Here is a 26073-nt window from a genome sequence, read left to right as displayed (position 1 = left end):
GTGTTTAATTTTAATTTATTCTTGTTTTAATATTGAAATAGATTAACTATTCTTATTTAATTTCTAGGTTTTAATGGTTCGATTTTAGGACATAATACCCAAACCGATAATAACGCAATTATTGCTAATGCTCCTCCTATTAAAAATGCAGGTGTATAATTACCTCCTGTAGTAATAAACGTCACTAAAAGAGTTAATCCTGCTGCACCAAGCTTAGCTGCCATACCTGCAAAACCAGATAGCGTACCAACTATTTTTCCTCCAAAAAGATCACTAGGCAGTGTCTGTATGTTACCAATAGCAATTTGGAAACCAAAAAGCAATACTGCCATAATAATAACTGCTGTTGTTGCTGATCCAGGTGCTTTTAATAAAAAGAAACAAGGAATCATAATTAAACACCCTAAAGTAATAACCATTTTTCTTGTCTTATCTACTGACCAACCAGCCGTAAGTCTATTTTGTGCAATAAGCCCTCCTGCCCATGCACCAATCATAGCTCCAACATAAGGTAACCATGCAGAAAATGCAATCTCTTTAACATTTAAACCAAATACTTCAGACAAGTAGATTGGTATCCAAACTATAAATAACCACCAAATAGGATCTAATGCTGCAGAAGCAATAATAACTCCCCAACTTTCTTTATGTTTTAATAACTCAGTTGTAGTAGGTACATATCCGTCATCATAATTACCATCTTCATCAATATCTTGATTTTTTTGTCCAGAAAGAATATACTTTCTTTCATCATCCGATAACCAAGGATGTGTTTTTGGTCCTGATTTCACAATATATAACCAAGGTAATAACCATAATAATCCTAGCGCTCCCACAACTATAAAAATAGCTTTCCACTCTAAATAAGCAGATAGTAATCCAATAACTGGATACGCTACTATACCTCCAATTGCTGCTCCAGAATTAAAAACACCTTGTGCAAGTGCTCTTTCTTTTGTTGGAAACCACTCTGCATTTGCTTTAGCAGCTCCAGGCCAATTACCTGCCTCTGCTAAACCTAATATTGATCTGAAAATTGAAAAACTTAACATTCCCTGAGCAAAGGCATGCAACATCGTTGCAATAGACCACACACCAATAGAAAGTGCAAAACCCATTCTTGTACCAATCCAATCAAATATTTTTCCAAAAAGCGCTTGACCACCAGCATACGATAGTATAAAAACTGTAGATATGGTTCCAAAAATAACTTTATGTCCATCTTTATCCATCTCTGGAAATAAGTCATTTGCAATGTCAGGCCATAGTGCTCCAAAAGCTTGTCTATCTATGTAATTAACAACTGCAGCCAAAGCCACAAGTCCTACTACCCACCATCTTAATCCTTTTGTTTTCATATCCTTTTTTTAAAAATTTTAAAATACAAATTCTAAGCCTATAGATAGTAAAACACTAACTATAAGTCTAATAGACTATTTTTCTAAAATTTTGATTTATTGTAATTTAAGTCCTTATATCTTAAATTATTATTTATTTTTTCTATAAATTATAACAGTATTTGTATAATTCGTTAAAATGGTTTTTCATTGCTTTTTTAGCTTCAACCGGATCTTGTTTTTTTATCGCATCAAAAATTAATTGATGCTCAGTAATTGCACTTGCTGATAACCCTTTATGACAAACATGATACTTTTCAAAATTTGTTATAATTTCAGGCGTAATAATTAACATGAACGTATTCATAGAACTATTACCACTTGCTCTTGCTATTGCCAGATGAAATAATAAATCTTCTTGAACAGCATCCTCTTTGTTTTTTACTTTATTACTGTAAGCATCTAAAGCTTCTTTCAATTTAATTAAATCTTCTTCTGTACGTCTTAAAGCAGCTAACTTTACTGTTTTAAGTTCTAAAAGAATTCTAGTTTCTACTAACGATTTAAATTCAGGATCTTCCAATCTTAAAATATCTTCGATCATTCCATTTAATGCAATAACCCCAATATTTGCGACAAACGTCCCACTTTGAGGAATAGACTTTAATAACCCATAAAATTCTAATTTTTGAATTGCTTCCCTTACACTACTTCTAGAAACTTCAAATTTTTCTGACAGTACACGTTCCGCTGGTAATTTATCCCCTGGCTCAAGATTTTTAACATTTATTAAATCTCTTATATTGGCAATAATTTGCTTCTGAATACTAAAATTTTCATTTTTTGTAAGGACCTCTAACTTCATATAAATTATATATTTTAAGTATCATTTATCATTGGTAAATTTACTAAAAACTTAACAATATTCTTTTAATAATTATTAAGCTAAACTTAAAGGTCTATATAAGACCTCCAAAGCTTAACTTAATTAAAAAGACTAATCAAAATATTATTAATGTTTTACTTCTAGGTCATAATATCTAACCTTAGCAAACGCACCTTCATCTCTAGTTTGCAAATAGTTTCCTGCCTTAAAATAGTTTTCAAAAATGCCCCACTTTTTCATATGGATATTATCATATACTTTAAACTCATTTTTATTTAAAATAACAACCATTTTACCATCCGAAACTTCTACTTCTAATGTAAATTTCCTAAAACCAACTTCCTGTTCAAAATTAAAACCTTCATCATCGCCCCATGCATCTTCATGTAACATTTGTTCTGGCGTAGCATTTAGATTTTTAAGCACCTTAGTTTTAACTCTAATTTTACCTTTATCCCAATAAATTTTAAGCATTGGAGGTGCATTATTATCTTTTTCACCTATTAAGTCTCGCTGTTCATTTGTTAATCTACCATGAATTTGCATGATTATGACACGGTGATATTTACCTTTACTATCTTTTGATATATCATCAATAGCTAGTTTTCCTTTCATGTAACCACCTTCTTTAAATGTCCAATTAACATTATTCTCACCAGACACCATTTGTTCTCTAAGCTCTGATCTAGAATATTTTGTATTGGCAGTAGTTGCTTTACTAGGAAAAGCATAAAAAACGATAGCTCCTCTTGTAGAATCATTATACATATAAGGCTTTAAAGCTTCATTAGTGGCATAATCCATTATCTCTGGAGGAGAAACCTCTTGAGGTTTTTTTCCATCACCCGCAGGTGTCGTTACTTTCCAATGTGTTAAATCTATTTCCGGAAGTTTAAACTTCTTCTTTTTTTTCTTCTTCTTTTTAGTTTTAGTTTCTGTATCATCTTCTGTAACAACCTTACTAGATTGACAGTTAGCATTTAAAACTGAAACAAACACAAACAAGACAATTAATTTAAGTTTTATACGCATATGTTTCAGTCTTTAAATGTTTTATTAAATTATTAGTTTGCCATGATAGCAAAATTATCAATTCTAGCTTCTTCTCCTTGATTTGTTACAAGAATTGAAATTGTAGAATTTGCTCCTGAATTAAACATAACATTCGCAGCAACATAGTCATTAGAACTTGTTTGATCTGAACCTTCGAAATCTTCAATAGTTGCAGCTAATGCAGTTGTTAAATCTGTATGACCACCTCCTGCTAAAACTGAAACAGTTATAGAACCAGGATTATTAGTCTTTAAAGTATAAAAATACGTTAAAGTGTAATCTGAATTAGGTGAAACAGTTAACTCTTGGTAAGCAACACGATCTCCTGCTGAAGGAAACTTAGCTGCTTGAGAACCTTCGTGAACAGGGCTTGAAGTAATCTGAATAACACCTCCTAAATCACTATTTCTCCAACAATCACGTCCGTCTGCAGCAGTACCACAAGCGTCACTTCCATCTTCGAAACCTTGTTCTCCGATAGTAGGTACTATAGCTAAAGGCACTTCTGGTTCAACTACTTCAATTGTTTCTGTAAATGTACTTGAAACTCCTAAATCATCTGAAGCAGTTAAAGTAACAGTATACATACCTTCTGCTGGATAAACTGTTGTTGGTTCAAACTCTGTTGATGTTGTTCCGTTTCCTAAATCCCAACTATATGTTGTTGAGCTAGCAGATAAATTTCCGAAAGAATAATTCATCCATTCATCTCCATTTGTACCTTCTCCTTGCGAATAAGAAAAACTAGCTGTAGGAGGTGTAGCATCTGCAATAGAGTTAGCACCTATAGGCTCAAATTTTTCAAATTCGTCACATGATTGGATTGACGCTGCCATTACTATAGAGGTTGCAATCCAAATTATTTTTTTTACTTGTTTTTTCATCTTACAATATTTTTAAAATTAATAACCAGGATTTTGCCCTAAAGCACCTTGACTTAAGTTTATTTCTCTTTGTGGGATTGGTAATAACAAATCTGAAACACTAAAATTATAACCGTTATTATCTGAAAAAGTAGAAAGTACATCTTGAGCTACATTAAAACGAACTAAATCGAAAAAACGCTGATTTTCAAAAGCTAACTCTACACGTCTTTCATCTAGTAATTCTTGTTTAGTAATTGTACCATCCGCATCACCAACTAATCCTGCACGTAATCTTACTTCTTCAAAAGAATCTAAAGCTGCTTGTGCTGATGTTGATTGCTGTCCTGCCATAATAGCTTCAACATGCATAAGTAAAACATCTGCATACCTAAGTACTATTAAATCATTACCTGCTAACGTTGGATTACTTGAAGTCGCTGCAATACCTAATGTATCATCTCCATTTGGTATAAATTTAGCTACCTGAAATTGAGATAATAATAAAGGATCTTGTCTATAAGAATATAATGTTCTGTCTCCTCCTAGAGCATCTAATGCATCTCTAACTTCTTGAGTTGTATAATTAACACCTGCTGTTCTACCTACTGCATTTAACCATTCTGCAGAAAAGTTTTGACTATCTGCTGAAGAATCACCTACATAGTCTATAGCGAAAATAATCTCGTTATTTAATTCAGAATAAAACACATCTTTAAAATTTGGTTCTAAAACAAACCCTGCACCCATTACAGACTCACATAATGTTTGTGCTAAACCATAATTAGTACCTGTTGTTAAATACACTTTAGCTAATAAAGCTTGCGCTGCAGCTTTAGACGCTCTAGTTTTATACGTATTATCTAAACCAGCAACTGCTGTTGTTAAGTCATCAATAATTACATCGTAAATTAAATCAGAATCTACTCTTGTAAATTGGATTGCTGTATCAGCAATACCAATTACACTTGTTACTAAAGGCACATCTCCAAATGAACGTACTAAATTAAAGTAAGCATATGCTCTAACAAATTTAGCTTCTGCTTCAAATCTAGAAGCAGCACTACCAGCTACACTTAAGTTTTCTAAAACAACATTAGCTCTATAAATAGTTTGATAATTACTTCTATAATAATCATCTACAATACCATTTGTTGCTTCTACAGTAAAGCTTTCAAATTGAGCAGACTCTCCTTCTCCCCCTACATTCTTTGATCTTGTATTATCGCTTAACATTTCTTGAACGTAAAAATCAACCTGCGCACCGTGATTGTCATTTGTTGATGTAGAGTTTACTCCTTGCATAGCATCATACATTGCTATTGCTGCCAGTTCTAAATCAGCTTCAGACTCAAAAAATGTTTCTGCATTTGATACAGATGTTGGTTCTGGTGATAAAAAATCTTCACAAGAAGAGGCTAATAAAACGACCAATAAAACCGTCGATATTTTTATATATTTTTTCATTTTATCTTTTTTTAAAATTAAAATTCTAGGTTTAATCCAACAGAAATTGTTCTTTGAATAGGAGAACCTCCTCTTTGATACCCGTAAGTAGTAGCCGACGTATTATCTACAGACTCTGGGTTAAAACCTGTATAATCACTTGCTGTTACATACAATAAGTTTTGCCCTGTAGCATACACTCTTGCTTTAGAAAATAATGTTTTATCTAATAATTTATCAGTAAAATTATACCCAATACTTACAGTTCTTAAAGCTACGTATGAAGCGTCTTGAATAATATCATCAGTAAATATTTTCTGCTTTATAAATTGTTGGTTTGGTGTTGAAGAAATAAAATCTTGAGAAGAATTAAAATGGTTAAATAAATATTGATCTCCCATATTTCTCACCTCTGCACCATGACTACCTTGAAACATAAAGCTTAAATCCACATCTCCAAATTGGAAATCGTTTGTAAAACTCCATACAATATCCGGGTAAGGATCTCCTAATTTAGTTTTATCATCATCATCAATTACACCATCACCATTTAAATCTTTTACATAAACATCTTGTGCTTCCCCTCCGATTGGATGGTATGGATTAGCGATATACTCTAATGGAATATCAGACTCAACTACCCAACCGTAAAATGAAGATATTGGCTGACCAACTTGATTTATCCATTCTGCAGCTCTTTTAGAATCTACATTTAAAATTTGACCATTAGAATCTGCAAAGTCAATTAACTCATTTTTATTTCTAGAAGCCAACATTGTTGATGTCCATTTAAAATCTTGAGTATTAACATTCTTAGTTCTAAGTTCTAATTCAATACCTCTGTTTTCCACTTTACCAATATTTACTAAAGCTTCACTAAATCCAGTTGTGTTAGATATAGGGTTAGATAATAATAATTGATCACTTGTACGCTTGTACACATCTACAGAACCTGTAATTCTATTATTAAAAAGACCAAAATCAATACCTGGATTTATTTCGACAGAACGTTCCCATTTTAAATCAGGGTTAGCAATATTAATTGCACTTATAGCCGAATCTCCTGCATAACTAAAATTAGACGCTAAAGATAATGATGGGTAATAGTTAATTAATGCATTGTTATCTAACACAGAGTTAGAAGCTATTCTTAGTGCATTGTTACCTGTAACACCATAACTCACTCTAAATTTAAGATTATTAACTACTTCGCTTTCAGACAAAAAGTCTTCTTTAGAAATATTCCAACCTAAAGATGCTGCTGGAAATGTTCCATATTTATTGTCTTCTCCAAAAACAGAACTTCCATCACGTCTTAAACTGATTGATGCTAAATACTTATCATCATATGCGTAGTTTACTCTTAAAAAATAAGAAAACAAAGCTTGCTTATATTCAAATTGGTTACCAGCTCCAACAGTTGTAGTACCACCTAAAGTACCTTCTAACTCAGAGTTGTAACCTGTTAATCTAGTTGCTTTATACTCTCCTTTTTGTAATTCTGAAGACGCCCCTAATACTGCAGAAACATCATGATTACCAAATCCTTTATTATATGATAAGAAATTATCAGAAACTAATCTAGATACGTTAAGTACTTCTTCATCATATTGAACTGCAGACTCACCATTACGACTAGCTAAAGGACCTTGATTTCTTTCTCTAACTGTATTTTGGTAATCTCCTCCAATTGTACTTTTAAATGATAAATTATCATTAAAGTCATATTTACCATATAAACTAGCTCTTAATTTAAGCTTGTACTCGTTTCTTTGACGCTCTAAAACTTTTGCAGCTGGATTTGTATTAGACGTATTACTAATATCTACTAATGTACTACCGTCTCCATATAAATCATAATTATCAAAATGACGTTGTGTTGCGTAATCACCAACTTGAACATCAGGATAAGTCCCTCTGTCTACAAATCTAATTGTGTTTTCATCATGATAAACAGGTAACCAAGAGGTCTGTCTTAAAATATCATGAGTTGATCCATCAAAACGTCTTTTATCATTAAAAGAAGGGTTAAGATTAATCCCCATAGAAAGCTTATCTGTTAACTTAGTATCTAATCTTAATTTGTAACTATAGTTTTTAACTTCATCAGTTAATAATACACCTTCATCATGAATATACCCTAAAGATGTACTAAATTTAGTTTTATCATCTCCACCTCTAGCACTAAATGAGTGTGTAGTAATAACTCCACCATCAAAAATAATATTTTGCCAGTCGTTATCAATACCTATTAACTGCTTGTATTTTGTTCTATCAGACAATGTTCCAGTTGCAGCTAATTCTGCAGCAGCAGTTTCTGCTACTGAAAAATAGTAATCTTCACTTTGTCTTGCTTCTTTAAAACCTGTTAACGTATTATATGTGAATTTTGTTTTTCCTGATTTACCTTCTTTAGTTGTAATCATGATAACTCCATTACCTCCACGAGAACCATAAATAGCAGCAGAAGCTGCATCTTTAAGCACCTCAAAAGAAGCAACATCATTCATATTTAACGACCCTAAGTAATCATTATCAACAACAAGACCATCAACAACAATTAATGGATCAGAACTACCAGATACAGAACCTGTACCTCTAATTCTAATCGTAGGAGCAGAACCCGCTTCCCCTTGTGTTGCTGCGATATTTACACCAGAAACTTGTCCTACTAAAGCATCATCTACTCTAGAAACAGCAATCTGATCTAAATCTTCGTTTGTTACTTTAGATATAGAACCTGTTAAATGACTTTTCTTTTGTGTTCCGTACCCAACAATTACTACTTCTTCCAAAGTATTAGCATCTACACCTAGAGCTACATTAACGGTTGTTTGAGCACCAACAATAACGGTCTTTGCAGTATATCCAATATATGAGAATTGTATAACATCTCCTTTTTTGGCTTGTATTTGATAGTTACCATCAAAATCCGTACTTGCCCCAGTACTAGTTCCTACAATAATAACATTTACATTAGGCAATGGCATGCTGTACTCTGCATCAACCACTGCTCCTTTTATTGTTACACTGTCTTGCGCAAAAGCAGCAATACACATGAAGAGCATTGCAAATAGTGCCGATTTAGCTTTTAAATTCATAATTAATTTTTAAGTTATTAGTTAATTAATTTGTTTTACTAAAAACACAATTATTAGGCAAGTATCAATATGTTTGCTACTTTTGTAATGTTATGTTTTTAACATAATTACTTCCCGTCGAAGAAGTATTTTTATTAAAAGGGTAGGCTTTAAAACCTATCCTTTTTTTGTGGTTAAACACCTGATAGGAATTGGTTTACCAATCTGGTTTACCAAATATATATAAAATTTTGTTAATTACAACGTTTTCGTAATTTTTAAATGTTAAAATAGAGGATATTGGTGTTAAAATAGCAAACATTAGCGCGTTGTATTGCTGATTTACTAGTATTTAGTAACATCTAGACTAGAAAACAATAAAACAACTAAATGCTTTATTTATTTATCTGCAAAATAAGATGGACCAACGCCAGTTAAAAAGTCTTCTCTTACAGGACTAAATGTATCTATTAACTGTCCTTCTTCTAAACAAACCGCACTATGTAGTAAATTAGGCTCAATATAAACACCATCTCCGGCTTCTACTATTTGCTTTACACCATCAATTTCAAATTCAAATTTACCTGACACGCAATAAGTCGCTTGCGTATGAAAATGTTGATGTGGCGCTCCTAAAGCCCCTTTATCAAATTTAACACTCACCATCATTATTTGATTATCGTAACCTAAAAATTTTCTTGATACTCCTCCACCAAGCACTTCCCATTCCATGTCTTTTGTTACTATGTACTTTTCGCTAAATCTTTTCATAATATTTATATTTAATTTTTTGAGCACTTCAACTGCACTCAGTCTGACATTTATTTTATTTATTCAAAATAATAAGAACCTGACCACTCATAATTCTTATCATTAATTTTTACATTATGTTTTACTTTTTTAGAGTCTTCTTCATTTGATGTTATAAACAGTTTGACCTTACCTTTTATATTAGTAATCTGCACTGCCGTATAATCTGCAGAATCTAAAACCACTTTTAATTCTTTTATGTTACTGTTAGAATTTATTGCAGATTCTGTAACTGGACTATAACTTCCGTGCGCTTCGATAGTAGATACAAAAATTGTGTTTTTAGAATCTTTGCGTCTCAACATTAATGCTGCCTCTCTTCTTAAATTAAATTCTGGATCGTTTGCTCCAATTCTAGTAAAAAGCAATTGATCTTTATCATTAGTTACAGATGTTAAAGTGTAAAACTTACCTTTATTTAACCATGATAATTTACTATTATCGCTAGACGCTTTTGCAGTCCCTTCTACAAATAGATGTTGATATCCGTTTTTATCCCCCAAAGCAGTTAATACCTTAGGTACGCTATACTTAAAATTTGTTTGCACTACTTGTCCTAAAAAGTAATATGGAAAATCATACTTATTAGCTTTATCCGAAGTCACCTTCATAATATCTAACACATATGGTTTTTCAAAATCTTCGTCTTTAATAATTGCCATAGTACGCAGCATTTCCGTCCCTGGATAAGCATTAACTTCTTTAGCACTTGCAACTTGCACATTTTGATTTTCTGAAGAAAAATAGTTTAACACCGAGTGATGCTTACTACCTATTTCATATTTGGCATTAAAATGAGATGTTTCATTTTGTGTTACCGTATTGTGTGCAATAGTTTGTTTTGCCCAAGTCTTGTTTTCCTTTAGGTAATTACCACCTCCTTTTTGTTCGATATTAACAAAACGCGCTAAACCATAATCTTGAATAACTTCTTCTCCTTTTTCGTATAAAGAATACGACAACTTATCATAATGCCCGTGACTTGACCCTTGAGCAGCATACTTAAACACCAACTCTACATCGTCGTTTCTCAAAATAGCAACACCTCCTTGTGTCCCTTTTGGTCCATCAGACAGGTTAATAGATTGTTTATTGAAAGGTTCCGATTTACCATTCTTAATACCTAATGCAACCGCCAACCCTGAATCGTCTAATAATACACGATCTTGTTTAGAGGCTATTGATAATAATCCTGCATCTTGAATTCCAAAATGATACGAAATATCAACTGCTGTAACTAAAGCGCTTGTATAATAAGACATTCCCTTTTGACCATCATTAAGTGGAAAAAAATCTCCATCTGCATCAGACAAATTCAATAATGTATTTATAGATTTAAGTAAAACCCCTTCTTTATATTCAAATATTTTCAATTCTGGTTTGACGTTATGCAAACCTTCAGCAAAAATTAAAAAAGGATACATCGCGTAGCGTTGGTAATATGGCCCTTCATTATAATAACCGTCTGGAGAAAAAGGCTCCTCGATATTTGCTAAGAATCCTGCTTTACCATCTTTATTTAAAAAACCACCATCATCATCTTTTTCTTTTGTATCTAATTTTAAACCTTTAATACCGTACAAAGCGCGGTCTAACAACTCTTCATCACCCATAACTAAACCAATCATTCCAACCGCAGCATTACCCCAAGTACTATGATTGTGTACTCTTTGATAAAACTGAGGACTATCTATTGAAATATGATCTGCAAATGGTTTGAATAAATTAGTTTCTAATTTGACACGTTCGTCTTCAGACAAATAATTGTAAACACAGTCATAAGCCTGACTCACATACACTAACCAATTAGAATCATTTAAACATTGCCAGAATAGTTTACCTCTAGCGTAAGATCTTGTTTTAGGGTGTAATGGTAATGTTTTGTACAACGCCTCATATTGCATCAACATGTCTTTTACATATTTAGCATATTTTTCGTCGTCTAAAATTTGGTATAACACTCCAGCCTTTTGCATAACTATCATATTACGCTTATGACGTACATGCGTATATCCACCAGAATAATCTACAGGTATTGGCGTATCAATTCCTAGTGCAATTTCAGCATCTATTTCTTCTTTAACAGCTTCTAAAGTGGCATCAAAAATTGGAATATCACCCAATTGCGCTCTAATATCTTTAACACCTTGCGCTGTTAAAATAAGCTTAGGATGTGCTTGATCTGTTTGTGTAGTAGCATTATTTTTGGATACAGCATTAGTTTCTTTTTTACATGAATACATCGTAAAAACAAGTGCAACTGTAGCAAACTTTAAAATAATATTTTGTGTTAACTTCATAATTAGTTATAAGTAATAATTCCTATTTATTAATTGTTGACTTAGCTTAAAGCAATGTCATTAAAATTATAATTGTAAATACTCTTAACATCATTCTAGAGAAACCCTTGTGTTTTAACTTAGTTATTATGATAAATCACATCACTAATTAAAATTGGTTTACCAAATTGGTTTACCAATATACGAGGTTTTTACTGTTAACCAAAAAAAACATATTCACATTTAACTCTAATCTATACTATTTTGATAATAACCCAAAAGACTGGTTATCTTAAAAGTACTCTGTTAGTGCAACAATACCGTTATAAGAAATCACTAAAGAAAAAAGTAAAGCCGCAAACAAACCAATGTTTACAAAAAGACTTGTCTTGTAAGACTTCATAATTTTTTTGTTGTTTACCATCATTATAATTCCAATAATTACTAGAGGTAATACAAACACATTAAAGACTTGAGACAGTATTTGAATCTCAATAGGATTAGCTCCAAAAGCTGGACCTATTAAAGCTACCAAACATGCTACAGCAGTAATTATTCTAAACTGACGAGAATTGGTATCTAATTCTCCAGACTGATAATCTGCAACTAATAATGGTGCAATTAACAAACATGGAAAAATAGAAGATAAACCTGCACTTAAAGCCCCAAAAAAGAAGATTGTCACAGCCCATTTACCAGCAACTGGCTCTAAAGTATTTGCCATATCTAAGACATGTGTTACTTCTCTACCTTGATAAAACAAAGCACCTGCAGCAACAGCCATTATCACACCACTAATTATAAAAATTAAAATTGCAGCAGTAATAGCATCCTTTTTTTGTTGATCTAAATTTTTAATTGTCCATCCTTTACCTTTCACAAAAAGAGGGCGCGATAAAAATGTAGCCGAAGCCATAGTTGTACCAACAAAAGCAGCAACCAACATTTTACCACCAACAACATCTGGTATTGTAGGTATTAACCCTTTTACAACATCCAATGGAAGCGGCTGTACAAAGCATAAAGATAACACAAAAGATAACCCCATTAAGGTTACAAAAATCACAAGTATTTTTTCAAAGAAGGTATACTTACCAACTAACATTAATAGGTAAAAAGTAACGATAATCACTATAGCTGTAATTAAAACGGTTTCATATTTATAAGCAGCCAAGCCTTCAAAGTTTACGGATAAAATTTCAAAAATAATATTAGAAGAAATTCCCAAGATCCCCATTAAGGAGTTCCATTGCCCAAACGTAATACCTACAATAATTAGAATTGCTAATATTTTACCATATTTAAAATGTTTTTTAAATCCGTAAAGTGCAGTTTCGCCTGTTAACAAAGCATAATTACCATATGCAAACATTAAAATACCCGAAAACAAGCAACTTAATAATAACACCCAAAGTAATTGCATATTAAACTTACTTCCCGCAACAATCATAGAGGTAACACTACCTGTTCCAATAGTGTAACCTATTGCAAAAATTCCAGGACCAAAGCCCAATACTAGTGCTATGATTTTTTTGATTAGTGATTTATTTGGCGTTGTTGCATCCATAATATGTAGTTAGTTTAAGGGTTGGTTAGTTTGTTTTTTAATTCCAATTGGTATGATGGCTCTTGACTCCATCATCATCAATTCTTTTGTAAGTATGCGCTCCAAAATAATCGCGCTGTGCTTGGATTATATTTGCTGAAGAATTTACAGTAGTTATTCCGTTTAAAAATTGAATAGATTCACATAAACAAGATGCCGTAACATCATTTAGTACACATTGCGAAACCACTTTTTTAGCAGAAGCCTTGTACTTTTTTATTGAAGTAATAACTTCTGGATTGGTTAAAATGTTTGTTGTTTCTTTAAAGACCTCAACTAATGTTTCCATTAGCGTTGATCTAATAATGCAACCATTTGTCCAGATTCTAGCAATTTCACTTAAATTTAAATCCCATGAGAATTTATTTGAAGCTTCATTAATTAGCTTAAATCCCTGGTAATGATTTATAATCCTAGCAAATTGATATGCTTCTAAAATTTCGGTTGTAGACAGATTTAAATCTGAAGTAGTTTCAGTTTTAAAATTATTATTTAACTGAATACGTTCGTCTTTATAAAACGACGTATATCTAGCAAATAAAGCTGAAGCAATTAATGTACTTGGTACACCAAGTTCCGCGGAAGCTATAGTTGTCCAGTTTCCTGTACCTTTATTACCTGCTTTATCTAATATCTTTTTTACTAACCATTCGTTGCCTTCTTTTTTTCTAAGAATATCTATAGTGATTTCTAACAAATAGCTATCTGCAGTGGCTTTCCAAGTGTCTAAAACATCCGCTATCTGATCTAAATTTTGACCAGATGCTTCTAAAATGGTAACAACCTCTGCTAATAATTGCATTTCTACATACTCCACACCATTGTGCACCATTTTTATAAAATGACCACTACCTTCCGGCCCAACATACGTGCAACAGGGCAAATTATTTTTATCCTTTGCCGAAATTTTTTCTAGAAAAGGCTTCACATTATTGTATGCATCTAAATCGCCACTTGGCATTATCGATGGTCCTTTTAAAGCCCCTTCTTCGCCTCCTGAAACTCCGGTACCAATAAAATGAATGCCTTTCGTTTTTAAATAATCACAACGTTCTTTCGTTTTTAAATAATTAGAATTTCCGCCATCAATTAAAATATCGTTTTTTGATAAATGAGGTAACAAATCTTCAATAACAAAGTCTATTGTTTTTCCTGCATTCACCATCAACATTATTTTTCTAGGTGTTTGTAAAGATGCTACAAAAGCAGAAATATCATCAAAAGCAGATGCTTCAGATAATTCCGGATAGTTAGTTTTAAAATTTTTAGCTACATCAACTTCAACACCATCAACATGCCTATTAAACATTGCTATTTTAAATCCGTTGTTAGCTAAATTTCGGCATAGGCTTTTACCCATGACACCTAAACCAAATAATCCAAATTCCGAAGTATTCATTAATTCGTGTTTTATCGTTTTTATAATGTTTTCTGGAGTCAAGCCAATATCCACTCTTAAAGCATCTTTTGGTTCTTCCAATGTATCAAACTGTGACTTTAATAACTCTGATGGCATAAAATGGTTATCACGACTATTTAATCTTTCAAATATCTGATCAAAAGACCCTGACAAATACACCCATTTTGTTTCGGTTTTAATATGTAAACTTAAAGTATCTCTGTATTTCTGCTTTAAAGCAGAACATACAATTACGCAGCTATTTTCAGTTAATTGCTTTTTAGCTAAATCATTTAGTGTTTCTAACCAACCTTGTCTATCATCATCATTTAAAGGTTGTCCGTTAGACATTTTTTTTATGTTAGCTTCTGGATGAAAATCGTCTCCATCAAAAAAAGGAATATCTAATTCTTGAGCCAATAATTTCCCGACTGTGCTTTTTCCACACCCCGAGACTCCCATTATGAATATAACTTTTTTCATCTGCTTATACTTATTGTTTTTAATTTTCAGATGTAACACCTTTACAAACTCTGCATTGTCCGACTAATTTACCATTATAGACATGTCAATATTTTATTACCACATTTGCGATTCAAAAAGTGCTGCTTCAACCGCACCCAACCAGACATTTATTATGCTAAATTGTGCAATGCAGTTTCTATTTAGGCTCTGTAGATGCGCCTACTGTTGCTTCTTTAAACCAAACCTCAGCATAACTTCCGTTTGCGTACTGTTTTACAATGTCTCCACCATAAGTTTCAGACTTTGTAGATTTTCCGTTTGCCTGATTATAAGCGCCTTGTTTAAAATAGTTGATCTCGCCAGCATAAGCAATTTCTCGTTCCACGCCAACCGCTCTTCTTGATGCATATACATCAATAATTTGTTGCGGAATTTGCGCTTTGGTTGCAAATTCTGATTTAATTAAGCTTTTTGTAAATTTTATAGTTTCGTGCCCTTTACTTGTAAACGTTAGATACATAATACCTTTATGCACATTTACTTCGTAGCTAAACTCTTCACCTAAAGCAATACCATCTTTTGGTTCTGCCGGACTAGTTGTTTCATCAGATCCTTTAACTGAAAAATCATAACCCCAAACTGGCGTTGAGTAATCAAATCTTCCAGAGTTATCACCTTCCGTATTGATTTCGTAATTCCAAAACACAGAGCCTTTTGTATGACCCGGGAATTTTTTATAAAAGATTTTTAAGGGTTCATTCTCATGACCTTCGTCGCTATGAATTTGCCCAACAACTACCGAGTAAGACGATGCAACATTAGCATGCCCTGTTGTAGACACATGCTGCACTTTTAATGTTCCAGTTAGTTTACCTCCTTCTTCAGGAATCCAATGTTTTTTTTCACCTAACTCTGTTCTAGTATTACTAGATGTTCTTGATGTAATACCAGAATTTGGTGTTTTATACACTACCCAATCCGTTTTACCATCGTTTTCCACATAAAAAAAATCGTCTTTCTGGAAGCCTACTAAGTTATCTTGATAGGTTCCGTCACCTAAAAGGATTTTCCACTGGTCCATAAATGGAATAACGTCACTTGGATATTTTACTGGTGCATCAGTTTCAACTTGAGCTTTTGTTTCTGTCTTTTTTGCTTCGTCTTTACAAGATATAAGCGTTAAAAGTATAACGAAGGTGTATAGCGATTTCTTCATCTAATAATAAATTTAAAGTGATTGAATTAATACATTAATGTCATAACTAAATTTTCTTCAGTCTTAATCTGTCCTGAATTAGTTACTGTGTTTTCTGATTCTACATTATTTTTTGCCCCCCAAAGAATAGAAACAAACTTTACATTATTGTTTTTAAATGTGTTATTGTTAATGTTCACATTTACAATTCCGTTATGGTTTAGTAATCTTTTGTTTTTCTCTTTTGCACCACAATTAGTAAAAGTGCTATTTGTGATTAAAAGATTCCCTCCAATGGTAGACTCGTCATAACCACCTCTATAATAATCGACAACATTTTGTTTTACATTATCAAAATTACAGTTATTAATAGTTAAATACTCTGTATTGTAATCTCCTCTGTCGTTGGTTTCTTCAGATAATTCGATACCATTTTCACAGTTTGAAATAGCTGTGTTTTTGAAAGTGATTTCTTCAGAATAGGCTTGCTTATAAACCCTTAAAGCATAATTAAAATTGCTGATTTCAGAATCCACAACTTCTAAACCAAAATGATTAGACATGTTTTCTTTTAAACTAGCAAACGCATAATTAGAACCATTACCTTTTAATTTGATGTTTTTTAGAGTTAATTTTCCGTAAGGATTTAAAGAGAATGCTGGTGTATTAGCTGCTCCTTCAAATATAATTTCAGAATTTCCTTTAGATTGAATTGTGATTGTTTTGTCAACAACTAAAGATTCTGAAATATTAAAAACACCATCAGTTAAAGCTATAATATCACCACTTTCTGCAGCTTTAAGTTTGGCTACTAATTCTGAAGTATTAGCCACCGTATATGTCGTAGGATCTTTAGCGCCAACTACATTTGAATACCAATCCGTACCATATTTTGATTTATCCAAAAGGTCTAAATTAACACTTCCTGAATTTACTATTGCTCCAATTTGATTTGATTTACTTCTTGAATTTCCTAATAAATCTTCCGTTATTGTTTTAAAATCAAAACCATTATAAATTTCTACATCATCATATCCAGACGTTGGAACAGAAAGATCTGTACCGATATCTGTTAACGTTAATTCTTTAGAAATTAAACCATGACTGTTTTCAATTTTAACGCCGTTATTGTAAATAATATTACTTTTAAAAGTAACACCATCCGCTTTATCATGCTCTATAATTGGGTTTGCATCACCAACAGAATTATAAATTACATTATTTACAACCTCTGTTCTTAACGGTCTTGCAGATCTAATTTCTGACTTTGGCAATACATCTGCTTGCGCGATATTAGTACCAACTCCAAATTGCCAAGGCGAATCTGAATCTACAAACGTATTGTAAGCAACTACAACATCTGTAACTTGGTTGTATCTGTTTAATGGTGATTTTGGAATTCCATTCATTATAGCAATTGGACTTCTAAAGTTTTTCCCTTTGATTTTGTAAAACAAGTTGTTTATTACCCAATGTCCTGTGTTAATAATTCTAATACCACCATATTGGTCGTTTACACCATCTCCAATAAAATAATTACCATCAACAGTAACGTAGTTTCCGTGACGTGTAACTACAGACCCTTCACTTTTATAAAACACATTATTTTTAATAATATTGAAATTAGTTTTACTAGAAATAATTTCGACTTCACCATTACACTCTTCAAATAAGTTGTTAGCAATAGTCGTATTACTTGGGCTCATAGATGTAAAACTACTTCCTAATTGAATAGTTTCTCCTCTAGCACCACCTTTACGTGGTCTTGGTCCGAAGTGGTTATTTACAATTTTATGAAAGTTTCTTATACTTTGATTTCCTTTTAAATCTACTCTAACCGTTGGACCACCATTTGTTTTTCCAGCGATATAACAATTACTTAACTCGTTATGTTTTCCATAAAACTGCACCCAAAGGTTGTCTTGATCGCGCTCTAAGTTATTAAAATCTAAAATCACACAATTTGTAACTTTACTGTAATTTGCAACGTCCTTCGCACTTGTTCTAAATGCGATTACATTGGTTTTAGGAGAATGTCCGTTTCTAAAAAACAAACCACTAACCTCTAAATAATCTCCACTAATTTCTAAACTAGATTCTCCTTCTATAAACACTTTTCCAGCAGTTTCAGCTTTTAGCGTTATAGGCTTATCCTCTGTTCCTTCTCCTGTAAACTTAATCTCAAAATCTTTGTATGTTCCGTTTGCTAAAACAATATTATCTCCTGGCTTAGCATCTTTTATAGCTGTGTTTAGCTCTTCTATATTAGAGACGGTGTTTAAACTAGCAATTTCTGTTTTACCACAAGCAACTAGTAACAGGGATAAGATTACAATGGATACTATTTTTTTCATAAAAGAATAATTAATGCGTTGTTATTTATTTTTAATACAAAAAAGCCTTTTGTATTAAAAGGCCTTAAATTTTTATAGCTTAATGTGTGACATTTAAATTGTAGTATTTAACATAAGAAAATGCATCTGCATCTGTAGTTGTTAAATAATTACCTGCTTTAAAGTAGTTTTGATAAGGCCATTTGTCTAAACTAATATCTTCATAGATATGAGGTGTATTTGTATTTAATTGAACCACAATTTTAGCATCACTTGCTGTAATTCTAAAATCAAAAGCATCATTACCCACGTAACCTAAATTTACTTTAATATCTGCCCACGTATTATTTGATGTTTCTAACAAATCATCACCAGAAGTGGCTTCATCTATTAGTGATTTTTTATGGGACCAAACATAACCATCTTTCCAATAAATTTTAATTAAAGGCGGGCCATTATTGGATGAAAAACCATGAACACTCATATCTTCCGGAGAAATAACACCATGAATTTGCATGACTATTACTTTATGATAATCATCACTAGATTGTGTGTTTTCTGATACAGACGTGACTTTTAAACGCCCTACCATTTCTCCTCCTTCCAGCAACGTCCAATTATCACTAGAACTATCAGGATTAATAAGCTCTCTTAATTCGGTTCTTGAAAAAGAGCTATTTGATGTTGAAATATCTGGAAATGTATAAAACATTAATGACGCATCAGATTCGTCATCATACATATAAGGCATTACAGGTGCTAAAGTTTGGTATCCAAAATTGACTAATTGAGACGGTTGGTATTCATCCGGACTCCCATTATTGTTTTCATCTATAGGTAAGGTTACTTTCCAGTTAGTAAAATTGATGTCTGCATAGGTTGTAGCATCGACGTCTGAATCAGTATCTTCAGGCTCATTATCATTAACTAATGTCGGCTGCGACATCGTATCAGTAGACACTGATTGCTCATCACTGCTACAAGCGCAAAAAACTAACATTAACAACAAATGAATCTGTAATTTCTTCATAATATAGTAATTGGTTTACCAATCTGGTTTACCAAATATAGGGTATTTTATAACACCAATAAAACAATAAACTCAATAAATAGTATACAAAACTAATTATTCCTCAATAAGTCGCTTGAAAAAGATATCAAAACCTCACTTTTAAGCAAAAATAAGTAGTAGTTCTTTAATTATTATTAAATTGAACTAATCAAGCTGTTGTAACGTTTTTACTTGACATAAAGATTCACTAAAGCCATGTATTTAACAACAGAAAACGCAACAAAGCCAAACTATCCATTCTGAAAGCCACCTAAACACCTCTAAAACGGGCATTAAATGACCAAATGTTAAAATTTTGTTATAAATAGAATAGTATTTTACAATTAACTTGTTAATTTTGACATTATAACACTAAAATAGGAAACAATGAAAAAAGTATTATTAAGTGCAGTTCTTGTTACTGCTGTATTATTCACTTCTTGTAGAGAAGTAAAAGAGAATGCTGAGAAAGCAGGAAACACATTAGAAAACGCTGCTAACGCAACTGGTGACGCTGTAAAAGACGCTGCTAATGCAACAGGTGATGCTTTAGGTGATGCTGCTAACGCTACTGGAGACGCTGTAAAAGATGCGGCTAACGCAACAGGTGATGCTTTAAACGACGCTGCTAACGCAACAGGAGACGCTGTAAAGGATGCTGCTAATGCAACAGGTGATGCAGTAAAGAACACAGCTGAAGGTGCTAAAAAATTAGCTACTGATGCAGTTGATGGTGCAAAACAAATGGGTACTGACGCTGTAGACGGTGCTAAAAAAATGGGTACTGATGCTGCCAATGCAACAAAAGAAGCTGCTGCTAAAACAGGAAGCGCTGTTGAACAAGCAGGAAAAGACCTAAAAAAGAAAATGAACTAAGACCGTTTTAAATAACAGTCTTGTTTTACAAGCAAAAAAAACCTTATCAAATATTTGATAAGGTTTTTTTATGGCATTACTTAAAAAATATAAGCAACTATATCACGCCTATTAAAAGGTTAAGTTTATTGCATAAAAAAACCTCTTGAAAATCTATGATTAACAAGAGGTCTAGTACTGAAGACGGGACTTGAACCCGTACGTCCTAATGGACATTGGATTTTAAGTCCAACGTGTCTACCAATTCCACCACTTCAGCATTGGTATATTATAAAGAAAGTCTCAGAGCGAAAGACGGGATTTGAACCCGCGACCCCCACCTTGGCAAGGTGATGCTCTACCCCTGAGCTACTTTCGCAGTCTTTGTATGAACGTGCAATATCGTATTGCGGTTGCAAATTTAGAACTTTTATACGAAGTACAAAGCTTTTTTTGAAAAAATTTTAAAATAATTTATACTTGCTTCTTTTTCACCAACATACGTTTGATCTCATTTAGCTTCATCAAGGCTTCAACCGGTGTTAAGGTGTCAATATCGATATGTAAGATCTCTTCTTTTATGTTTTCAAGTAATGGATCGTCCAAATTAAAGAAACTTAATTGCATTTCATCTTGCATAGATTTTACTTTATCTGTCAATTCTTCGCTTGAATGACTTTTCTCAAGTTTTTTAAGGATCTGATTTGCGCGTCTTAATACCTGTTGTGGCATTCCTGCCATTTTTGCGACATGTATACCAAAACTATGTTCGCTACCACCTTCAACAAGCTTACGTAAAAACAGCACATTATCTTTTAACTCTTTTACGGACACATTAAAGTTTTTAATACGCTCAAAGGTCTCCGTCATTTCATTTAACTCATGATAGTGTGTTGCAAATAACGTTTTAGGCTTTGCTGGGTGCTCATGAAGATACTCGCTAATAGCCCAAGCAATAGATATTCCGTCATAAGTACTTGTTCCTCTTCCAATTTCATCTAACAAGACTAAACTACGGTCTGAGATGTTATTTAAGATCGATGCGGTTTCATTCATCTCTACCATAAACGTAGACTCTCCCATCGATATGTTATCACTAGCACCAACACGTGTAAATATTTTATCTACCACACCTATTCTAGCTGCTTTTGCGGGCACAAAACTTCCTATTTGAGCCAACAGTACTATTAAAGCTGTTTGACGCAAAATAGCTGACTTACCAGACATGTTTGGCCCCGTAATCATAATCACTTGTTGCGCTTCTCTATCCAAAAACACATTATTAGCAATATATGGCTCGCCTATTGGTAATTGCTTTTCAATTACCGGGTGACGTCCGTCCACAATATCTAAATCGTGAGACTCATCTAAAGTAGGATACACATAATTATTATCTGATGCTAATTGTGTAAAACCACATAAGCAATCTACTTTAGCAATTAAATATGCGTTTTGTTGTACGGGCTTTATGTACTGATTCATCCATTGTACCAAATCAGCAAATAACTTTTGCTCGATTGCCATGATACGCTCTTCTGCGCCTAAAATCTTAGCTTCGTATTCTTTTAGCTCTTCCGTAATATAACGCTCTGCGTTTACTAAGGTCTGTTTACGGATCCACTCTTCCGGAACTTTATCTTTATGTGTATTTCTTACTTCTATATAATACCCAAAAACATTATTAGATGCAATTTTTAAGGACGTAATCCCTGTACGCTCACTTTCGCGTTGTAGCATTTTATCTAAATAATCTTTTCCTGAGGTAGACAATGCTCTAAGCTCATCCAACTCTGCAGAAAAGCCTGCAGCAATAGAACTTCCTTTTAAAATATTTACAGGAGCTTCCTCGTTTAATGTTTCTTTAATTTTTTCGCGAAGCACATCACAGCTCTGTAAATTATCCCCAATAACTTTAAGCGATTCATTATCGCAATTAGAAGACAATTCCTTTATAGGAATTATAGCTTCTAAAGAATTTTTAAGTTGAATTACTTCTCGTGGACTAACCTTTTGCGTTGCTATTTTAGAAATCAAACGTTCTAAATCGCCTATTAATTTAATATGATGCTGAATCTTATCCAATACGACACCATCCGTTTTTAAATATGACACCACCTCATGACGTTGTTTGATTTGATCAATCTGCTTTAAAGGTAGCGCTAACCAACGTTTTAAAAGACGCCCTCCCATTGGAGAAATAGTCTTGTCTATAATATTTAACAATGTTACTGCATTGTTATTAGTAGAATTATATAGCTCTAAGTTTCGGATAGTAAAACGGTCCATCCAAACATAATCGTCCTCTGCAATACGAGAAATTGACGATATATGTTCTAGTTTGTTATGCTGTGTTTCGCCTAAATAATGAAGTATAGAGCCCGAAGCAATAATACCTTCTTTTAAATTTTCTATCCCAAATCCTTTTAAAGACTTAGTATCAAAATGTTTTAACAACGTCTCATTAGCATAATCCGTTTGATATACCCAATCTTCTAAATTAAAGGTATGAAAATCAGCTCCAAAATAATCTGTAAATGTGTTACGTTTTGGTTTTGCTACTAAAACTTCACTTGGACTAAAATTTTGAAGGAGCTTATCTATATACTCTTGATTTCCTTGTGAGGTTAAAAACTCTCCTGTTGAAATATCTAAAAACGAAATCCCAATATTGACTTTACCAAAGTATACAGAACATAAAAAGTTATTGGTTTTAGAGTGCAGCACTTCGTCATTTAAAGCTACTCCTGGTGTTACCAATTCTGTCACACCACGTTTTACAATAGTTTTGGTCTGCTTTGGATCTTCTAGTTGGTCACAGATTGCAACACGCTCTCCAGCCTTAACTAACTTAGGTAGATACGTGTTTATAGAATGATGCGGAAAACCTGCTAGTTCTATTTCGCTTTCACTACCTGCGCCTCTTTTAGTAAGTGTTATTCCTAAAATTCCAGCTGCTTTTATAGCATCTTTACCAAAGGTCTCATAAAAATCCCCTACTCTAAATAATAACATTGCATCAGGATACTTAGCCTTGATGGCATTGTATTGCTTCATTAACGGAGTGACTTTTTTGCTTTTTGTTGCCAAAGGATATACGTTTTTATTAAGTTTGCAATGTAACTAAATATTGATTTTTTAAGAAGTCTATTTAAGTTTAGTTATTGATAATTATTCACAATTATTTTGATGAGAAAACTAAAAAACAGCGAATTAGACCGATTAAGTGTTGATGACTTTAAATCTGCCGAAAAAACACCAATAATTATTGTTTTAGACAACATTAGAAGTTTAAATAATATTGGGAGTGTGTTTAGGACTAGTGATGCTTTTTTAGTTGAAAAAATTTATCTCTGCGGAATTACTGCTACGCCGCCACATAAAGACATACACAAAACAGCTTTAGGCAGCACTGACACCGTAGCTTGGGAATATGTTGAAAATACGATGGATTTGGTTGAAAAATTAAAATCTGAAAATGTCACTATTTGCGCTATTGAGCAAGCTGAAAACGCAACAATGTTAGACGATTTTAAAGTTGAAGACAATACAAAATACGCTTTAGTTTTTGGTAATGAAGTAAAAGGTGTAGCTCAAGATGTTGTTACAGCAAGCGATGTTGTTATTGAAATCCCTCAATTTGGAACTAAACACTCACTAAACATAAGTGTTAGTTGTGGTGTTGTTACTTGGGATTTGTTTAGTAAACTGAAAGCTAAAGCATAAAAAGCCGCCTACCTAACCAATCCCTTTTACTTATTTGTGATAGATTACAAAACCGAAACAACCTTAACATTTTAAAAACTAGTCTTTAATTGGCACCCAAATTTCCTCTTTTACAAAAGCATTAGAGGGATGGTAATCTTCTGGAAGTTTTTCAAAATGAGGTTTATCGTCTAATTTATATCCTGAATTTGGCAACCAACCAGTATGTATAGCCTGCCAAGTCTTTAGAAACTCTTCTGGCTTTCCTTCAAAATTAAAAACAGCATACTTAGCTTCATTTATAGTTAATGTTTCCAAACCCTCTGGAATAGATTTAAAATCAGACACCGCTACTCCCACCCACTTTTCGTAAACCGTATTTGGAGACATTGTCTTTAAATCAAATTGATTGTAAATCTGAATTGAAAACTTATCAGTCCCAACACGATTTAAAATCTGATTACGTTTAGGCATAAATTGTCTAGCCAAATTACCTGTACCTTGAGCATTAGTCATAAAAGACAAGTCTGCTTTTAAACCAACAATCAAAATAGCTTCGGATGCAATTATTTTAGGCGTCATCACTACAAATTTGATCTAATAACCATAAATAATCCGCTCTATATTTCACAAAATCTTTGTCAGAAATATCAATTATTTTGACGTTAAAATCGGTTTGACTTTTAAGAAAATCTAAGTAACCCGCATTAATTTTATCTAAATACTCATCCTCGATATCACTTTCGTATTTACGTCCACGTTTTTTAATATTAGCCTGCAAACGCTCTGTGTTTTGATATAAATACACATATAAATCTGGCTTTGCAATGTCTTTATACATTAAGTAAAACAGCTTACGATACAACTTAAACTCGTCTGGCTGCAGTGTTATTTTAGAAAAAATCAAGGATTTAAACACATCATAATCACTGACAATAAAATCCTTAAACAAATCCAATTGCCCTAAGTCGTCAGTAATTTGCTGATATCGATCTGCAAGAAAAGACATCTCTAAAGTAAACGCGTATCGTTGCGGCTCCTTATAAAATTTTGGCAAAAACGGATTATCTGCAAAACGCTCTAAAACAAGTTTAGCATTAAAGTCTTTAGATATCTGAGTAGTTAAACTTGTTTTTCCTGCACCAATATTACCTTCGATAGCAATATAATTATGTTTAGAAAAATCAAATTGCTTATTAGGGTTCTTTAACCAAATCTTAATCTGCTCTAATGCAACTGTATCCTCACAATTAGCTAACAGATCAGAAACTGATAACTCTAATTCTGGATGCATAACATCTCCTGCAATTAATTGAAGAGGCTCTAAAACAAAACGTCTTTTATGCGCTTCAGGATGTGGAATAATTAGATTTTTTTCTGCTATAATTTCATCTTCAAAAAAGATAATATCAAGATCTATTACTCTAGACTCATACCCTTCGGACTGTTTTGGAGTTCGTCCTAATTTTTTTTCAATTTGCAACAATACACTCAGTACTTTTTTAGGTTTTAGCAAAGTGCTTACCGCAATACATGTATTTAAAAAATCATCACCTTCAAAACCACTAGCTTTGCTTTGATACACTTTAGCAATACTGACTATGTTACCTATTTCCGCAAATATAGCATCCACAGCGTTTTGCAAGTTTTTAAACTTATCGCCTTTATTACTTCCTAGTGCTATGTGTACGGTTTTGATCTCTTGCATAATTT

At 32.8% G+C, this 26073-nt stretch carries 18 protein-coding genes and 2 tRNA genes; 2 read left to right on the top strand and 18 right to left on the bottom strand.

Annotated elements, in window-relative coordinates; genetic code table 11:
• Positions 1 to 56: 56 nt before the first annotated feature.
• The 13 genes from BMZ09_RS14405 to BMZ09_RS14345 all read right to left on the bottom strand — a co-directional run bounded on the left by BMZ09_RS14405 (position 57) and on the right by BMZ09_RS14345 (position 19782).
• Positions 57 to 1358 (bottom strand): MFS transporter, encoded by a 1302-nt coding sequence (locus BMZ09_RS14405; protein ID WP_090841882.1) that lies wholly within the window; start codon positions 1356 to 1358, stop codon positions 57 to 59.
• Positions 1359 to 1500: 142 nt separating this feature from the next.
• Positions 1501 to 2202 carry a FadR/GntR family transcriptional regulator gene (locus BMZ09_RS14400; protein ID WP_090841880.1) on the bottom strand — a complete coding sequence of 234 codons (702 nt, stop codon included), beginning with the start codon at positions 2200 to 2202 and terminating at the stop codon, positions 1501 to 1503.
• 147 nt (positions 2203 to 2349) lie between these two features.
• Entirely contained in the window at positions 2350 to 3255 is a 906-nt protein-coding gene (locus BMZ09_RS14395) for a polysaccharide lyase family 7 protein (RefSeq protein ID WP_090841878.1), read from the bottom strand.
• A gap of 32 nt (positions 3256 to 3287) precedes the next feature.
• Complete coding sequence (locus BMZ09_RS14390; RefSeq protein ID WP_090841875.1) at positions 3288 to 4160, bottom strand: PKD domain-containing protein; 873 nt, start codon at positions 4158 to 4160, stop codon at positions 3288 to 3290.
• Between the two features lie 18 nt (positions 4161 to 4178).
• A complete protein-coding gene (locus BMZ09_RS14385) occupies positions 4179 to 5606 on the bottom strand; it encodes a RagB/SusD family nutrient uptake outer membrane protein (protein ID WP_090841874.1) in 1428 nt (475 codons plus the stop codon).
• A gap of 17 nt (positions 5607 to 5623) precedes the next feature.
• The gene (locus BMZ09_RS14380) at positions 5624 to 8686 is read right to left on the bottom strand and encodes a SusC/RagA family TonB-linked outer membrane protein (RefSeq protein ID WP_090841871.1); all 3063 of its coding nucleotides are present in this window, start codon (positions 8684 to 8686) and stop codon (positions 5624 to 5626) included.
• Positions 8687 to 9064: 378 nt separating this feature from the next.
• A complete protein-coding gene (locus tag BMZ09_RS14375; protein ID WP_090841869.1) occupies positions 9065 to 9436 on the bottom strand; it encodes a cupin domain-containing protein in 372 nt (123 codons plus the stop codon).
• 59 nt (positions 9437 to 9495) lie between these two features.
• Positions 9496 to 11775 (bottom strand): alginate lyase family protein, encoded by a 2280-nt coding sequence (locus tag BMZ09_RS14370; protein WP_090841867.1) that lies wholly within the window; start codon positions 11773 to 11775, stop codon positions 9496 to 9498.
• 271 nt (positions 11776 to 12046) lie between these two features.
• Complete coding sequence (locus tag BMZ09_RS14365; protein ID WP_090841865.1) at positions 12047 to 13321, bottom strand: Nramp family divalent metal transporter; 1275 nt, start codon at positions 13319 to 13321, stop codon at positions 12047 to 12049.
• Positions 13322 to 13358: 37 nt separating this feature from the next.
• Positions 13359 to 15242 carry an NADP-dependent phosphogluconate dehydrogenase gene (gene gndA, locus BMZ09_RS14360; protein ID WP_090841863.1) on the bottom strand — a complete coding sequence of 628 codons (1884 nt, stop codon included), beginning with the start codon at positions 15240 to 15242 and terminating at the stop codon, positions 13359 to 13361.
• Between the two features lie 178 nt (positions 15243 to 15420).
• On the bottom strand, positions 15421 to 16440 hold the full coding sequence (locus tag BMZ09_RS14355) for a polysaccharide lyase family 7 protein (RefSeq protein ID WP_090841861.1): 1020 nt from the start codon (positions 16438 to 16440) through the stop codon (positions 15421 to 15423).
• Positions 16441 to 16466: 26 nt separating this feature from the next.
• Positions 16467 to 18773, bottom strand: a complete 2307-nt coding sequence (locus BMZ09_RS14350) for a chondroitinase-B domain-containing protein (RefSeq protein ID WP_090841859.1) — start codon at positions 18771 to 18773, stop codon at positions 16467 to 16469.
• A gap of 79 nt (positions 18774 to 18852) precedes the next feature.
• A complete protein-coding gene (locus BMZ09_RS14345; protein ID WP_090841857.1) occupies positions 18853 to 19782 on the bottom strand; it encodes a polysaccharide lyase family 7 protein in 930 nt (309 codons plus the stop codon).
• 408 nt (positions 19783 to 20190) lie between these two features.
• On the opposite strand from BMZ09_RS14345, the gene BMZ09_RS16215 reads away from it, so the two are divergent.
• On the top strand, positions 20191 to 20679 hold the full coding sequence (locus BMZ09_RS16215; protein ID WP_177183546.1) for a hypothetical protein: 489 nt from the start codon (positions 20191 to 20193) through the stop codon (positions 20677 to 20679).
• A 175-nt stretch (positions 20680 to 20854) separates the two neighbouring features.
• On the opposite strand, the gene BMZ09_RS14335 is transcribed toward BMZ09_RS16215, so the two are convergent.
• From BMZ09_RS14335 to mutS, 3 genes are all read right to left on the bottom strand, one after another.
• Positions 20855 to 20938: transfer RNA gene (locus tag BMZ09_RS14335), tRNA-Leu, on the bottom strand.
• A gap of 27 nt (positions 20939 to 20965) precedes the next feature.
• Positions 20966 to 21037: transfer RNA gene (locus BMZ09_RS14330), tRNA-Gly, on the bottom strand.
• Positions 21038 to 21132: 95 nt separating this feature from the next.
• On the bottom strand, positions 21133 to 23745 hold the full coding sequence (gene mutS / locus BMZ09_RS14325; protein WP_090841855.1) for a DNA mismatch repair protein MutS: 2613 nt from the start codon (positions 23743 to 23745) through the stop codon (positions 21133 to 21135).
• Between the two features lie 99 nt (positions 23746 to 23844).
• Here mutS and BMZ09_RS14320 point away from each other — a divergent pair, with 99 nt between their 5' ends.
• Positions 23845 to 24381 (top strand): RNA methyltransferase, encoded by a 537-nt coding sequence (locus BMZ09_RS14320; RefSeq protein ID WP_090841853.1) that lies wholly within the window; start codon positions 23845 to 23847, stop codon positions 24379 to 24381.
• Positions 24382 to 24459: 78 nt separating this feature from the next.
• Here the strand turns inward: BMZ09_RS14320 and BMZ09_RS14315 are convergent, their stop codons facing one another.
• Both BMZ09_RS14315 and folK read right to left on the bottom strand, forming a co-directional pair.
• The gene (locus BMZ09_RS14315; RefSeq protein WP_090841851.1) at positions 24460 to 24942 is read right to left on the bottom strand and encodes a GyrI-like domain-containing protein; all 483 of its coding nucleotides are present in this window, start codon (positions 24940 to 24942) and stop codon (positions 24460 to 24462) included.
• Positions 24932 to 26068: a 2-amino-4-hydroxy-6-hydroxymethyldihydropteridine diphosphokinase gene (gene folK / locus BMZ09_RS14310; RefSeq protein ID WP_090841849.1), complete on the bottom strand. Its 1137-nt coding sequence runs from the start codon at positions 26066 to 26068 to the stop codon at positions 24932 to 24934. Before folK ends, BMZ09_RS14315 begins: the two co-directional genes overlap by 11 nt.
• Positions 26069 to 26073: the final 5 nt, after the last annotated feature.

Origin of the sequence: Olleya namhaensis (genome assembly GCF_900114005.1) — a bacterium.
Classification (GTDB): domain Bacteria; phylum Bacteroidota; class Bacteroidia; order Flavobacteriales; family Flavobacteriaceae; genus Olleya; species Olleya namhaensis.
The sequence above is the reverse complement of the archived record's forward strand: the minus strand, read 5'-3'. Positions and strand labels throughout refer to the sequence as shown.